The sequence below is a fragment of the Georgenia halophila genome (assembly GCF_039541595.1).
Map to the genome: position 1 here is coordinate 140,259 of NZ_BAABGN010000001.1, position 13,903 is coordinate 154,161.

The following is a 13,903-nucleotide window of genomic DNA, read 5'->3' on the forward strand; positions in this document are numbered from 1 at the left end:
CCCGTCGGGCGCGTGAGGACGTGCCGGAAGAGTCCGGCCGTCCACCCATCAGTCAGGAGCGACGCTCACCTCGAGGACGACATCGAGCACACCCGACGGCGGCGCCGCGGCAGCGTGGGTGATCAGCGCGTCCGCGGACGCCCCGAGACCGCGAACGACGTCCGCGTCGGCTCCCGCCGGAGACGGTGTCGTGGTGCTCGCGCCCGCGGGCGCCGAGCTCGGCGCAAGGCCGGGCGACGGAGCCTGCATGTCCTCGGCCACGGTGGCGACGTCGGTGGTGAGCTCGTTCGCGACGCCGTCGGCCCGGAGTGCGGTCCGCGACACGACATCGGCGGGTACCGGCAGCAAGGCTGCTGGAGGCGCTACGACGGCAGGAGCGGCCTGCCGGACGGCTCGCGGCCGATCGGGATCGGCCGCCGGGTCGCTCGTCTGGCTCGGCGCGGCCGGCAACGCGTCCGGCAAGGTCCTGCCGGCGTCCTCCGCCGGCAGTGTCACCGGGACCGTGGTGTCCCCGACGGGTCTCCCTATCGGGTCGACGACGTCGACGATCGGTTCCGTCACCGACCCGACGGGATCCGGGATCGGCACGACGTCCACCACGGGTCGGACCGCAGGGTCGAGCGCGTCGACCACCGGCGCGACCACGCCGCCGCCGACGCTCTCGGTGAGCGGTGCCAACACCTGGTCGGTCAACGGACGCACGGTGCCCCCGACCGATTCGACGATGGGCGCGATCGGTCCGAGGACGTCATCCAGGACCGGGGAGAGGTGGGCGCCGACCGAGCCGAGCACAGCCTCCTCGGCGGGCACCACGACATCCGCGACCACCGGCGCCAAGCGGTCGGCCACCGGCCGGACGACCGCTTCCGCAAGCGGCGCAACAACCTGGTCGCGGACCTCGTCGGTGAGCCGCTGCACAGGCGGGGTGGCTACTTCGTCCACCACCGGGGCGGCGACCTCGTCCACCACCGGCGCGGCGACGTCCTCGGTCACCGGCTCGACGACGGCCTCGCGCACCGGCTCGGCAACGGTCTCGACGGCAGTGCGCACCTGTTGCGCCTCGCTGGCGCCGTCCTGCGCGGGCTGCTGCTGGTTCGCGGGCTGCTCCGGCTCGGGCGCGGACTGCTGTCCCTCGGACCCGGGCCGGGCTGCCGGCTGCTGCGGCTCGGATGCTGGCGGAGCCTCGGGCTCCTGCGGCTCCTGCGGCTCGGGTGGAACGGAACTCGCTTGCCCGCCGCTCGGGCTGATGGCCTCCCGGAGGGCTTCGTTCGCTCCCTCGGCGAGCTGCCCGACGGTCTCCGTGGTGCCCCGGGTGGTCTCCTCGACCGTCTGCGTCGCTCCCCGGACGACGTTCCCCAGGAGCGACTCGTCGTCGGCCGAGGCCGAGGTGGCCAGTGCGGCGGATCCGAGGAGCACGGCACCGGTGCCGCCAAGAGTCATGGCCCCGCGCAGCAGCCAGCGCGACAGGCGGCTGCAGCCACCCTCGTCACGCCCGGCGTCGCGTCGCAAAGGCCCTCCCCCTGAACGTGCCCGGCGGACGTCTGCATCCCCGGGACGTGGTCCTCGTGCACAACGTAACCCACGTCACACCGCTGCGCCACGCAATCGGCCAAGGCCCTGCACGAGGCACGCTCACCACGTGCGGGTGCCCGGCAGTTGTGCACGCGGTGGCGATGCCGTAGGAGTCATCCATGGCATCCACCGCTCCTCGCTATCTCGATCACGTCGTCGTCACCACCCCGGACCTCGCCGCCGCCGTGCGAGACCTCGAGTCGGCCACCGGTGTGGCACCCGAGCCAGGCGGTGTGCACCCGACGTTCGGCACCCGCAACTACCTCGTCACCTTCGGGGGGGACCGCTACCTCGAGATCCTCGGTGCCGACCCGGAGAACCACGGGTTCACCGGCATCCGGCCGTTCGGCGTCGACGACGTCACCGGGACCGCCACGTCCACCTGGGCGATCCACCCGCCCGACATCTCCGGCGCCGTGACGGCAGCGCGAGCGGCGGGCATCGACCCTGGCGAGCCCTACGACGGTTCCCGGCGCACCGCCGACGGCACCCTGCTGCAGTGGCGGCTGACGAAGGACCATGCGGAACCCTCCGGCGTCGTCCCGTTCCTGCTCGACTGGGGTGAGACGGTCTCGCCGGCACGAACCACGACGCCGCAGCTCGGCCTGGTCGAGCTCGTCGCCAGCCACCCGGAACCGGCCCGGATCCGCAGCGTGCTCACCGCCCTCGGGACGGATCTCGAGGTGAGCGAGGGTCCGGCGCGGCTGCGCCTGACGGTCGAGGGCCCGGCGGGCTCGACGACGCTCTGACGGCGCGAGGACGGGCTCCGGCGTCAGGCCATCCCGGCGTCGTGGGCGAGCAGCGCGATCTGGGTGCGGTTCGTCAGCTCCAGCTTGGTCAGCACCTGCGAGACGTGCGCCTTGACGGTCGCCAACGAGAGGTACATCTGCGCGGCGATCTCCGCGTTGGTCCGGCCCTGACCGATCGCGCGGACCACCTCCAGCTCGCGCTCGCTCAGCCGCGCGAGCCGCTGCCGCGCCTGCTCCGCCACACCAGACTGCCCGACCGCCTGGTCGATCAGCCGCCGCGTTACGGACGGCGAGAGGATCGACTCCCCGGCAGCGACTCGCCGCAGGGCCTCGGAGATCTGCGGCGGTGGGGTGTCCTTGAGCAGGAAGCCGCTCGCGCCCGCCCGCAGGGCGCCGAGGATCTCCTCGTCCGAGTCGAAGGTCGTCAGGACGACGACCTCCGGCGCGTTCGGGCGTGACCGGAGCCGGGCGGTCGCGCGCACGCCGTCGACCCGGGGCATGCGCAGATCCATGAGGACGACGTCGGTCGGGTGCGTGTCCAACGCCGCGGGCACCTCGTCGCCGTCCGCGGCCTCACCGACGACGGAGATGCCGTCCGCCCCGTCGAGCATCATCGTCAGCCCGGATCGGACGAGTGGGTCGTCGTCGACGACGAGGACCCGTATCGGTGCAGTCACGCCCGCCATCGTAGCCGCGGGCAAAACCTCGAAAAATGTGCTCCATGTGCGGTTCCCAGGCGCGCGAACAGCAATCTTTGCCGCAGACCTGCGCCCGATGACGTCTTGCGAAACCCCATGAGAACGCTGGGGTACCCAAAGAGGCCGAGGACGCCAAAGAACCCAAAGAGGACCTTTGGCCAAAGGTAGGGCGCCTTGGGCCGGGGCTAAAGGTGCGGACCGGATGCTGAGGACATCGCACCACACACCCACTCACGAAAGCAGAACTCGATGACTCGCACCTCGCGCCCCACCTCTCGCCGGACCAAGGCACTCGTCGCCGGCGGCGCGGCCGTCCTGCTCCTCGCCGGTGCCGGCGGCAGCTTCGCCCGCTGGTCCGACAGCACCGGGGTGGACAGTGCCAGCTTCGCGTCCGGCGACCTGGGCATCACGCAGTCGGGCGGGACCTGGACCGACCAGCTCGGCGTGACCGTCGCCGACCCGGCCAACTACCTGATGGTGCCCGGCACGACGCTCACCTACAACGGAACGCTGGACGTGGTCGTCGAGGGCGAGAACCTCGAAGCCGCGATCACCACCGACTTCACCGACGTCACCAGCAGCACCGAGCTGGCCCAGGCGCTCGAGGTCGACATGACGATCGACGGCACGGACATGACCGTGGTCGGCGCCGAGGCGACGAGCACACCGATCATCAGCAGCGGCCAGCACCCCCTCGTCATCACGGTCGCGTTCCCGCAGACCCGGGAAGACGGCACCGACTGGGGCACCTACGCGCAGGACGGGGTGCTCGACCTGACCGCCTTCGACGTCTCCCTCACCCAGGACACCGCCGCCACCCAGCCGGTCGTCGACCCGGCACTCTGACGGGGCCGAGGCGGACACGATGGGACGAGCACTGCGCGGGGCGGCCGCGGCTTCGTTGGCGCTGCTCCTCCTCGCCGGCACCGGAAGCAGCTACGCCAGCTGGTCCGACGCCAGCGCGGTGGACGGCACCAGCGTCCGCAGCGGCGCCCTGCGCAGCGACCTCGAGGCCGCGAGCGTGAGCATCCACCGTGGAGACACGGTGCTGCCGACCACGACGCCGCTGCTTCCCGGTGACGCGATCGTCGTCGAGACCACCGTCCGCCTCACCGTCGGCGGCGTCGCCGGACAGCTCGTCCTCGACGCCGGTGCCACGGCGGACGCCATCGCCGCCCAGGGCGTCATGCTCGACGCACCCACGATCGCGGTGACCGGCCCGACAGGGTCGACCTCCGGCGCCACCTGGCGTGGGCCGGTCACCGCAGCCGAAGACGGCGCGCTCGTCACCGCCACCATCAACCTCCCCATCAGCGAGGCGCTCGCGCCGACCGCCCAGGGCAGCACCATCGACCTCTCCACTACCCCCATCACCTGGGACCTCACGCAGGAGGACGCACGATGACCGGACGACGCACGCACCGCGGCTGGGCTCTGCTCGGCGCCGCCGTGCTCGCCGCCGTCGTCGTCAGCCCCTCCGGCGAGACCCAGGCCCGCTGGCACGACCACGAGGACGTCACCCTCGGGACGATGACGACGGACACCGTCGGCATGTCCGTGACGTCCACCGGACCCACCACGTCGGCCGTGACCAACACCTCCGGCTCGGCCACCCTCGCCTGGGCGCCGACCGAGGTGACCGCGACACCCGACGCCCGCACAACTGGGGCCGAGGCCGCGCAGATCCTGGGCGGGCTCGTGCTCGGCTACGACGACTGCAACGGCGGCTCCAGCTGGAGCACCGGGACGACGTCCGGGACCACGCGGACCATCACCGGCGCACCCACCACCCTGGCCGCCGGGCAGACCTCCTCGCTGTGCCAGCCGGTGAGCGTGACCGACGAGCTCGCCCTCATCCGCAGCGCCGGCGCCCGCAGCGTCGACCTCACCACCACCCTGGCCGGCTCCGCCGTCGAGGCACCTGCCTGGTCGACCACGGCGACGACGAGCACCGACGTCACCGTCCCGTTCCCGCAGCCGACATCGGTGTCGTGCAGGGATACGAAACCCGGGCTGCTTGGTATCCCGACCCGTATCGAACCCGTCATCGAGTGGTCATGGGCCGGAACCAACGTGGCGGGCCAGCCCGCCGTCGCGCTGTGGGAGGTGCTCGTCCAGAACGGGAGCGGCAGCTGGAACCCGGTCAGGACGGTGACCAGCGGAACCATGCAGGTCACCCTCACCAACTACGACCTCCCCCAGCCCGCGTGGACCTCCTACTCCGTCAAGGTCCGCGCCTACCCGTTCACCGCGAACGGGCAGGTCGACCGCGGTGCGTACGTCGAGTCAGACCTGATGGTCCGTCTCGGCCACCGCATCACGACTCCTCCCGTCTGCGACGGCCTCGTTCCCAACACCAACCCCTCCGCCATCAACCTCGGGAGCGCCTCGTGACCCGCCGCATCCTCCGCCTCGTCGGCACCCTGCTCGCCGTGGGCGCCGTCGCTCTGGCGCTCGCCCTCGTGGTCGTCCCCCGGGTCACCGGGTGGGTGCCGCTCACGATCCTCTCCGGGTCCATGGAACCGACCATCCCGGTCGGGAGCCAGGTCATCGTCGAGCCGGTCGAGGACAACTCCGACGTCGCCCGCCTCCAGATCGGCGACGTCATCACCTTCATGCCCAAGCCCGACGACGCCACTCTCGTGACGCACCGCGTCGTCACCCGCAGCGTCGGCAGCGACGGCGTCGTCACCCTCACCACCCAGGGCGACGCCAACGACAACCCGGACGAGGTCGACCTCACCACGCAGCAGGTCCGCGGGGTCATGCGGTACCACGTCCCCCTCGCCGGATACGTCGCCCAGGCCCTCGACGGGCAGCAGAAGTCCATCGCGACGGTGGCACTGGCCGGCGGTCTCGTGCTCTACGCGGGCATGGAGCTGCTGCTGGCGGGCCGCGACCGCCGTCGGGCACGTGACGCCGATCGGCCGACCGGGGAGCAGGCGGACGCACAGTCTGCCGAACAAGCCACCGAACAAGCCACCGAGCACGCCGTCGAAGAGCCCGATGCCCGAGTCCCGGCCATGGCCGGAGTGACAGCCGAGGAGCAGTGATGAGCGAAGCGGGACCTGCAGCAGGAACGACGACCAAGATCCGACCCGGCCCAGTAGCGACGACCGAGCCGCTCGTCGACCCCGACGCGCTCGCGCGCCTCGTACAGGAGGTGGGGTGCGACGGCGCACGGCGGTTCGTCGTGCGGTTCCGCGCCGCGCTCGGTCGCCGGCTCGCGGAGCTGCACCACGCACTCCGCAACATCGACCTCGCGGCCGCCTACGACGTCGCCCTCAACCTCTCCTCCGGCGCCGCGATGGTCGGTGCCCCTCGCCTCGCCGCGACCGCCGGCGAGATCGCGGCGCGCCTCCGACTCACCCTCGGGCCGTCCCGGGACGACTTGCAGGCGCTCCTGCGGCTCGCCCGCGAGACCGACGCGGAGCTCGGGCGCCTGTTGCACGAACAGCCCTGACTCTGCCTGCCGGCCCTTCGCTAGGGTCGGCTGATGGCAGAAAGGGCGACGTGGACGGCTGACGCCGAGCGCGCCGCCGAGGACTCCCACCACCTCGTCTTCCTGCGCCAGCTGCCCTTCACGGTCGTGGCGGCGATCGTCGTCGGCGGCATCTTCCTCGTCAGGCCTGCCAACCTGGCCGACCACAGCATCGTCGCGGCGATCATCGTCGCCGTAGCCGCCTCGACCGCCAGCATCGTCATCCCGTGGCACCGCCTCGACCGGCGCTGGGCAGCCCTCGTCCCCGCCGGCGACATGGCCGCCATCGGCCTCGCCTCGACCTCCGGTGCGGACGTGGCCCCCGGCCTGGCGCTCCCCGTGCTGTGGCTGTCCCGCGCCTACGGCATGGCCGGGTTGGTGACCTCGGTCCTCGGCGGCACGGTGATCGTCTGGCTGCCGCAGGTCCTCGGCGCTCCCGTCACGGACGTCTCGCTCCCGCGGCTCCTGGTCCTGCCGGCGGTGCTCGGCGCCATCGGCACCTACATGTACTTCGCCGAACGCCGCTCGATCGCCCGCCAGCGCCTCCTCGAGCGGCAGAGCGGCATCCTCGAGCGCACGCTGGAGGACGCCCGACGGCAGCGGCGGCTCCTCGAGGGCGTCCTCAACACCATCGACGTCGGGGTCGTCGCCGTGAACGCCGAGGGTGAGGTCATCGTCCGCAACCGCGCGCAGGCCAGCCTCGCTCCGCGGACCCCGGCCGTGGGACAGTCGGTCGAGACCTACGTGCCCGACACCCTCTACGGGCCCGACCGCCGCACGGCTCTCGGCGCCGACGCCTCGCCCCTCGTGCGGGCGAGCCGGCGCGAGCGGGTGGGCCGCGAGCTGGTGTGGTTCCGGACCGAGGAGGGGGCGTGGCGGGCCGTCGGCGTCTCCTCGAGCCCGCTGTCGGGCAACGACGGGCGGTGGGACGGCGCCGTCGTCGTCTACCAGGACCTCACGCCCGAGATGACGGCGATGGCCCAGCAGGACGACTTCGTCGCCTCGGTGAGCCACGAGCTGCGCACCCCCCTGACGTCGGTCCTCGGCTATGCCGAGGTGCTCTCCGACGATCCGGCCCTCGACGAGCGGCAGCGCACGTACCTACGGGTCGTCGAGCGCAACGCCCGTCGTTTGCTGCGCCTGATCGGTGACCTGCTCGCCGCCGGGGAGATCAACCGCGGAACGCTCACCCTCGAGCGCACGGACGTGGACCTGCGTGACGTGGTCACCGAGGCGATCGAGGCACAGTCGCCGTTCGCGCGCGAGCGTGGCGTCGAGGTCCGGGACGAGCTCGACGGCCCGATCCGCACGCACGGCGACCCCGCGCGTCTCGCACAGGTGGTCGACAACGTCCTGACCAACGCCATCAAGTACTCACGGCGGGGCGGCGAGGTCGTGGTCAGTGGCGACCGGCACGACGGCCACGTGCTGCTGCGGGTCCGGGACCACGGCGTCGGGATCGCCGTCGCGGACCAGGAGAGGGTCTTCCAGCGCTTCTATCGCGCCGAGGCGGTGCGCGGGAGCAAGGTTTCCGGCACCGGGCTCGGCCTGCACATCACGCAAGAGCTCGTGAGCGCGCACGGCGGCTGGGTGGAACTCGACAGCGAGCCAGGGGTCGGGACCGAGGTACGGATCAGTCTGCCGGAGGCGCCATGACGCTCGACATCTTCACGCTCCAGGTGTCCGCGGGCGCCATCATCCTCATGGCGAGCACGCTGTTCCTCGTCCAGTCGTGGGACCGCCGCGGTGAGGTGGTGGACCGGTTGTGGATGCTCGCCCTGTGCGGCGCCATCGCCACCGCAGTGATCACGGCCGCCCAGGAGTTGGACAGCCCCACCTTGTGGTGGCTGGTCGGCCTGGGCAACGGAACGACGGTGCTGGTGCCCTTCGCGCTCTGGAACGGCGCCCGGGCCGGTGCCGGCCGGCCGACGCGTCTGTGGGTCTCGGTGATGATCGCCTGCGCGACGGTGGCGGCGGGCCTCCTGGAGGGCCCCGACGGCGGGCACTGGGCCGGTGCCGAGGCCTACCTCCTGGGCGTCAGCGCCGGTTGCCTGATCGCGGGCCTCGAGATCGTCCGGAGCCCGTTGCGCCGTTACCGCAGCGGCGTGGGCCTCGCCGTCCTGCTCCTCGCCACTGCCGCGTTCTTCGTCGTCCGGCTGTTGGCCTTCGTCACCGTCGGGCCGGAGGACCCGACGTTCGTCGCCGTGCTCGGGACGACGACGGCGACCCTGTGGCTCGCGGGCATGGTCAACGGCGCGGCCTTGTTCATGGTCGCGCTGCGCGGAGACCAGGGCGTCGCGGACCGCCCGGGCGCACTGCGGTACGACCCGCTGACGGGCGCCCGGCCTCCGGGCGCGTTCGCCACGCTGGCTCGGCAGGCGCTCGGCATCGGCGCCCAGCGCGGCGTGCCCATGTGCCTGGTCCGCGTGCGGATCGATGACGCCCCCGCCATCCGCACGGCCTTCGGCGAGACCCGCGCGGACGCCGCCTACGCCACCTGCGGCGACGTCCTGCGGGCGGTGGCCCAGCCGGGGACGCTCGTCGGGCTCGAGGAGGACCACAGCGGGTTCCAGGTGGTGCTCGAGGACGTCACTGCGGAGCGCGCCCGCCGCTGGGCCGACGAGCTGCGTCGCCAGCTCCTGGACGCACCGGTCGAGATGCCCGGCGTGGCGCTGCGCCTGGTCGTCAGCGTGGGCGTGGCCGGCACGGACCAGCACGGCCACGACCTCGACGAGCTCCGAACCTCGGCACAGCGGGCGCTGCGCGAGGCGACGCGAGCGGGCGGGGACCAGGTGCGCGTCGCCGCGGACGCCGAGGCCGCCGTCGAACAGGTTCAGTCCGTGGCGAGCCGGTAGCCCAGACCGCGCACGGTGTGCACGAACCTCGGGTTGTCCGGCGTCTCACCGAGCTTGCGACGCAGGTTCGCCATGTGCACCTCGACGGTACGGCTGTCCGCCTCCGTCACCCGGGCGCCGTGGCTGTACTGGTCCGGCCACAGCACGCGGGCGAGCTCACCCTTGGCGACCGGTCGCCTGCGTGCCTCGTGGAGCGCGGCCAGCAGCGCGAACTGGGTCCGGGTCAGCGAGACGAGCTCGCCGTCCACGCGCGCGGCGCGCACGTCCGGGTCGACGACCAGGCCGGACCCGCCGGGTGCCGGTTGGTCGGTCGTTCCCGCGGCGGGCTCCTGCCCGTTCGGCGGCGGTGGCGGCACTGACGCGACCCGCCGCGTCCGGCGCAGCAGTGCCTCGATCCGGGCGCGGAGCTCACGCGGCCGGAACGGCTTGGTGACGTACTCGTCGGCACCCGAGTCCAGTCCGAGCAGCGTGTCCGGCTCCTCGCCGTGTGCGGTGACCATGATGACGACGGCGTCGCTGAAGGTCCGCAGCCGCCGGATCACCTCGAAACCGTCGATGTCGGGCAGCGAGACGTCGACGGTCGCTACGTCGGGGGAGTGGGTCCTGGCCAGGGTGACACCCTGCGCTCCGGTGACCGCGACGTGGACGACGAAGCCCGCCTGCTGCAACGTGATCTCGATGAGGCCGCGGATGTCCTCGTCGTCCTCGACGACCACCGCGACCCGCCGATAGTTCTCGTCCACGAGCGCAACGTAACAAGATGTCCCGGTTCGGTGCGCTCACGGGGGCCAGGGCAGCCACGCGGACAGCACGAACCGGCGGCCGTTCACCCCGTGCTCCAGGCGTCCGCCCACCAGCTGCAGCCGTTCTTCGAGACCGACGAGCCCGGTGCCCGAGCCGGGCACCGCCGCGACCGGGGACGGCGGAAGCGGGTTCGCGACCCGCACGTCCACCCCCTCGCCCTCCCGGCCCGTCACGCTCACCTCGACGGCGAGACCAGGTGCGTGCTTGCGGGCGTTCGTCAGGCCCTCCTGGACCACCCGGTAGGTCGTCCGCCCGACCAGGCCCGGCGCGTCACCGTCCAGCCGCAGCTCCAGCCCGACGGCGGAGCCGGCCTGCCGCGCCTCGGTCACCAGATCCTCGAGCCGGTCGGCGCCCGGTTGCGGCGCAGGTACGCCCGCCGGCGCCGAGCCAGCACCGACGCCGCCCGCGGCGGCCGCGGAGGGCGGCTCGTACCGCAGCACGCCGATCACGTCCCGGAGCTCGTCGAGGGCCTGGTGGACGCCCGCGCGCACCACACCGGCCGCCCGCGCGATCTGCTCGGGCGGCGAGTCCGGGCGGAACTCCAGCGCCCCGGCGTGCGTGGCGAGCAGCGAGAGTCGATGGGCGAGCACGTCGTGCATCTCCCGGGCGATGCGGGTGCGCTCCTCGGCGCGGGCCTCGGCCACCGCCCGGTCGCGGTCCGACTCGGCCCGCCGGGCCCGCTCGCGGAGCGCGGCCAGCACCTGCGCCCGCGACCGGCTGAGCGCCCCCCAGGCCAGCAGGGCGGCATGGGCGACGACGACGAGCACCACCCACCACACCATCGGCAGGTCGGGAGGCGGTCGCCACACACCGCGGACCACGTGCGTCAGAGCGCCGAGCGCCGCGACGCCGACGGCGACAGGGAAGGGGGCCCAGCGACCCACCGCGAGCGTCGCGGCCGTGGCGGCCGGCGTGGCCGCGGGGGAGAGGCCGGCCAGCACAGCGAGCACGACGGCGGCCGCCACCGGCCGCACGACCAGCACCGGCACCAGGATCACACCGAGCACGCCGGCGACGATGTCTACGGTGACGACGGCCGTCGCCGGGTCGTTCTGGAGCTCGGCGTACGTCGCCGTCGCGGCGCACACGGCGACGATCACGACGGCCGCGACGACGACCCTGACGGAAGGGCGGCTCGGCACGCACATGTCCGCCGGGTCGCTCGTCATGCCTTGCAGCGTAGAGACGGCACGCCGGTGCCGGACACCGACCAAAGTCTGGGGTCACCGCGACCTGTGGGCGAACGTCGCCGACCTGCGTCGTGACAGAGCGGACCGATGGCCGATGTCCGGCCGGCCCCACCGGCGAGACGGTGATGTCGCACCGCTCGACCGACCGAGGAGCACACCGTGTCCATCCCCACCGCATCACCTGTCACGACCGCCGCGACCGCCGCCAGGAGCTCACGCAGCCACCGCCTCGGCGTGGCGATCGTCGCCGGCCTCGCCGGCTTCGTCGTCTGGCTGATCGCCGTGCCGCTGCTCGACATCGAGATTCTCACCGGTTCGCCCGACGGCGGGTCCGTCGTCGGCCCCGGCGCCGTCCTGGTGTCGGGGATCGCGGCCTCGCTCGCCGGCTGGTGCGTCCTCGCCCTGCTCGAGCGGTTCACCGCCCGGCCGCGCAGGACCTGGACCATCGTGGCGCTCGCCGTCCTCGTCCTGTCCATGAGCGGACCGCTCATGGAGACACAGTCGACGGCAGCCGCCGCGACGCTCGTGGCCATGCACCTCGCGGTCGCAGCGGTGGCGATCCCGCTGCTCGCGGCGACGGCTCGCGCGCCCCGCAGGGCGGCGGCCGCGCGATGACGGCGCCGACCGCCGCCGGCCCGACGGGCCGCGCCGCACTGCTCGCACCGCTGCGCGGCACGGTTCTGGAGGTGGGCCCGGGACCGACGAGCAACCTCCAGCAGCTCGACCCGGGCGTGCACTGGATCGGGCTCGAGCCGGATACCACCGCCTTCCCGCTCCTCACGCGCCTGGCAGACCGGCTCGGTCGGCCCGTCACGCTGCTCGACGGCGTCGCCGAGGCCATCCCGATGCCAGACGGGTCCGTGGACGCCGTCGTCGGGACGTACGTGCTCTGCTCGGTGGACGACGTCGAGTGCTCGCTCGCCGAGATCCGGCGGGTGCTGCGCCCGGGCGGCACGTACGTCTACGTCGAGCACGTGGTGGCCGAGCGGGGCACGTGGACCCGGTTCGGGCAGCGCGTGTGGGGCACGGCGACGATGGCTGAGTGCCGGCCCGACCGGGACACCGGTACCGCCATCGACGCGGCCGGGTTCGCGGACGTCCAACGGGCGACGGCGTACGTCACCGGCTTCCTCGGCGCGCGGATCCCGGTGATCGCCGGCCACGCGACCGCCTGACGCCGTTCCGCGGGCACTGCCGATCGTGACGCACCGCTTGGCCTTCTCGTGGCCGATACGGCGGTTCACGTGAGGGCCGGGTCGATCAACTCTCCGGGAAGCCAGGGTCGTGGTTCAGGACATCGACCATCTCGTCGACGTGTGTGAGGTCGAGGAGGAATCGCACGACTTCCGGTGGCTGGATGAACACCAGCCGCCCAGGCAGACGGTTGGCCGTGTGGGCGATCTGGGCGACGGCGGTGGAGTCCATGAACGACACGGTCCGTGTGTCGACCTCGATCGGGACCTGATGACGTTCGGCCCCGCGAAACGCCTCGGCGAGCTCAGCCTTCATGGCTGCGTCTATCGGTCCGGACAGGACGACGCGCACCCGCGATCCAGAGGTCAGAACCGACACCGACCCTGATTCCTGGTAATGCTCAGTGTCTGGGCGCGCCGCTGGAACGTCGTTGTCAGTCATCGGCCGGTCCGAACCTTCCCTCCAGTCTCGGAAGCACCAGCATCGCATGCGCGGGGGGAAGTGGTGCGCGCTTGAATCACCAGCCGCACCGATCCGCCGCACCGGCGGCGACGGCCTGTCGGCGACTTAGCCCAGGAACCCGATGTGCTCGCCGAGCGGTCCGTCCATCCGGCGCAGGCCGTCGAGCTCGGCCGGATCGTGCCCGGTGACCACGCGCGTGCCCTCGTCGCGGTAGGCGCGGACCAGGTCAAGGCCCCGGTAGAGGCCCGGCAGGTCGGTCACCGCGGTGAAGGGCATGTCCTCGTCGAGCTCGCGGCGGAAGTGCACGGCGTCCGAGGCCAGCAGGACAGGCCCGTCCGCCGTCGACACGAGCACCATGGCCTGGCCGGGGGTGTGCCCGCCGACCTCGAAGAGATCGATGCCCGGCGCCACCTCGGTGTGCCCGTGGAAGGTCCGCACGCGGCCCTCGGAGTCGGCACACCGCAGCGTGGCCAGGTCCGCGGACTCGGCGTAGAAGCCGATGAGGAACCGCTCCGCCACCGGTGAGAACCAGAAGTCCCGTTCGGCCTGGGACATCACGATCGTCGCCGCGGGGAAGAGGTCCAGATTGCCGAGATGGTCGTAGTGGCAGTGGGTCACCACCAGCGTGTGCGGCGCGGCGGTGTCGACTCCGAGCCGGGTGTACGCCTCGGCGGGCGCCACGAGGATCTGCTTGCCCCGCTTGGCGGCGGCGGCCTCGGAGAACCCGGTGTCCACGACGACGGTCCGGTGCTCGTTCCAGACCACCCACAGGTAGTAGTCGGTGGGGGAGGGCCCGTCGTCCTCGCCGTAGAGGTGATGGTTGAGGTAGACGTCGCGCCGAGTGGTCGGGGCCGTCCCGTGCCGGACGACGGCGATCTCGTACGTCCCGTCCGTCATC

General features: G+C 72.6%; 16 protein-coding genes. 10 read left to right on the forward strand and 6 right to left on the reverse strand.

Going from position 1 to position 13,903, the window contains the following annotated elements; all coding sequences use genetic code 11:
* Nucleotides 1-48 precede the first annotated feature (48 nt).
* Nucleotides 49-1,509, reverse strand: coding sequence for a hypothetical protein (locus tag ABD907_RS00630; protein ID WP_345214552.1), 1,461 nt, complete (start codon nucleotides 1,507-1,509; stop codon nucleotides 49-51).
* A 182-nt stretch (nucleotides 1,510-1,691) separates the two neighbouring features.
* Here ABD907_RS00630 and ABD907_RS00635 point away from each other — a divergent pair, with 182 nt between their 5' ends.
* The gene (locus ABD907_RS00635; RefSeq protein ID WP_345214553.1) at nucleotides 1,692-2,321 is read left to right on the forward strand and encodes a VOC family protein; all 630 of its coding nucleotides are present in this window, start codon (nucleotides 1,692-1,694) and stop codon (nucleotides 2,319-2,321) included.
* Between the two features lie 23 nt (nucleotides 2,322-2,344).
* Here ABD907_RS00635 and ABD907_RS00640 read toward each other — a convergent pair whose 3' ends face one another.
* Nucleotides 2,345-3,007, reverse strand: a complete 663-nt coding sequence (locus ABD907_RS00640) for a response regulator (protein WP_345214554.1) — start codon at nucleotides 3,005-3,007, stop codon at nucleotides 2,345-2,347.
* Between the two features lie 261 nt (nucleotides 3,008-3,268).
* Between ABD907_RS00640 and ABD907_RS00645 the strand changes: the two genes are divergently transcribed.
* The 7 genes from ABD907_RS00645 to ABD907_RS00675 are packed head-to-tail and all read left to right on the forward strand — an operon-like array spanning nucleotide 3,269 to nucleotide 9,355.
* Nucleotides 3,269-3,865: an alternate-type signal peptide domain-containing protein gene (locus ABD907_RS00645; RefSeq protein WP_345214555.1), complete on the forward strand. Its 597-nt coding sequence runs from the start codon at nucleotides 3,269-3,271 to the stop codon at nucleotides 3,863-3,865.
* A gap of 19 nt (nucleotides 3,866-3,884) precedes the next feature.
* Nucleotides 3,885-4,424 (forward strand): SipW-dependent-type signal peptide-containing protein, encoded by a 540-nt coding sequence (locus ABD907_RS00650; RefSeq protein WP_345214556.1) that lies wholly within the window; start codon nucleotides 3,885-3,887, stop codon nucleotides 4,422-4,424.
* Nucleotides 4,421-5,413 (forward strand): hypothetical protein, encoded by a 993-nt coding sequence (locus ABD907_RS00655; RefSeq protein ID WP_345214557.1) that lies wholly within the window; start codon nucleotides 4,421-4,423, stop codon nucleotides 5,411-5,413. The genes ABD907_RS00650 and ABD907_RS00655 overlap by 4 nt, the downstream gene beginning before the upstream one ends.
* The gene (locus tag ABD907_RS00660) at nucleotides 5,410-6,072 is read left to right on the forward strand and encodes a signal peptidase I (protein WP_345214558.1); all 663 of its coding nucleotides are present in this window, start codon (nucleotides 5,410-5,412) and stop codon (nucleotides 6,070-6,072) included. Before ABD907_RS00655 ends, ABD907_RS00660 begins: the two co-directional genes overlap by 4 nt.
* Entirely contained in the window at nucleotides 6,072-6,482 is a 411-nt protein-coding gene (locus tag ABD907_RS00665; protein ID WP_345214559.1) for an Hpt domain-containing protein, read from the forward strand. The genes ABD907_RS00660 and ABD907_RS00665 overlap by 1 nt, the downstream gene beginning before the upstream one ends.
* Nucleotides 6,483-6,515: 33 nt before the next feature.
* Nucleotides 6,516-8,156, forward strand: coding sequence for a sensor histidine kinase (locus ABD907_RS00670; RefSeq protein WP_345214560.1), 1,641 nt, complete (start codon nucleotides 6,516-6,518; stop codon nucleotides 8,154-8,156).
* Nucleotides 8,153-9,355 carry a GGDEF domain-containing protein gene (locus ABD907_RS00675; RefSeq protein ID WP_345214561.1) on the forward strand — a complete coding sequence of 401 codons (1,203 nt, stop codon included), beginning with the start codon at nucleotides 8,153-8,155 and terminating at the stop codon, nucleotides 9,353-9,355. The genes ABD907_RS00670 and ABD907_RS00675 overlap by 4 nt, the downstream gene beginning before the upstream one ends.
* On the opposite strand, the gene ABD907_RS00680 is transcribed toward ABD907_RS00675, so the two are convergent.
* Together ABD907_RS00680 and ABD907_RS00685 are read right to left on the reverse strand one after the other, a co-directional pair.
* Entirely contained in the window at nucleotides 9,334-10,098 is a 765-nt protein-coding gene (locus ABD907_RS00680; RefSeq protein WP_345214562.1) for a response regulator transcription factor, read from the reverse strand. The genes ABD907_RS00675 and ABD907_RS00680 overlap by 22 nt on opposite strands.
* Before the next feature lie 36 nt (nucleotides 10,099-10,134).
* Entirely contained in the window at nucleotides 10,135-11,328 is a 1,194-nt protein-coding gene (locus ABD907_RS00685) for a sensor histidine kinase (protein ID WP_345214563.1), read from the reverse strand.
* A gap of 180 nt (nucleotides 11,329-11,508) precedes the next feature.
* Here ABD907_RS00685 and ABD907_RS00690 point away from each other — a divergent pair, with 180 nt between their 5' ends.
* Together ABD907_RS00690 and ABD907_RS00695 are read left to right on the forward strand one after the other, a co-directional pair.
* Nucleotides 11,509-11,964: a DUF6069 family protein gene (locus ABD907_RS00690; RefSeq protein WP_345214564.1), complete on the forward strand. Its 456-nt coding sequence runs from the start codon at nucleotides 11,509-11,511 to the stop codon at nucleotides 11,962-11,964.
* Entirely contained in the window at nucleotides 11,961-12,524 is a 564-nt protein-coding gene (locus ABD907_RS00695; protein ID WP_345214565.1) for a class I SAM-dependent methyltransferase, read from the forward strand. Before ABD907_RS00690 ends, ABD907_RS00695 begins: the two co-directional genes overlap by 4 nt.
* Before the next feature lie 85 nt (nucleotides 12,525-12,609).
* Here the strand turns inward: ABD907_RS00695 and ABD907_RS00700 are convergent, their stop codons facing one another.
* Together ABD907_RS00700 and ABD907_RS00705 are read right to left on the reverse strand one after the other, a co-directional pair.
* The gene (locus tag ABD907_RS00700) at nucleotides 12,610-12,984 is read right to left on the reverse strand and encodes an STAS domain-containing protein (RefSeq protein ID WP_345214566.1); all 375 of its coding nucleotides are present in this window, start codon (nucleotides 12,982-12,984) and stop codon (nucleotides 12,610-12,612) included.
* Between the two features lie 126 nt (nucleotides 12,985-13,110).
* The gene (locus ABD907_RS00705) at nucleotides 13,111-13,902 is read right to left on the reverse strand and encodes an N-acyl homoserine lactonase family protein (RefSeq protein WP_345214567.1); all 792 of its coding nucleotides are present in this window, start codon (nucleotides 13,900-13,902) and stop codon (nucleotides 13,111-13,113) included.
* Nucleotide 13,903: the final 1 nt, after the last annotated feature.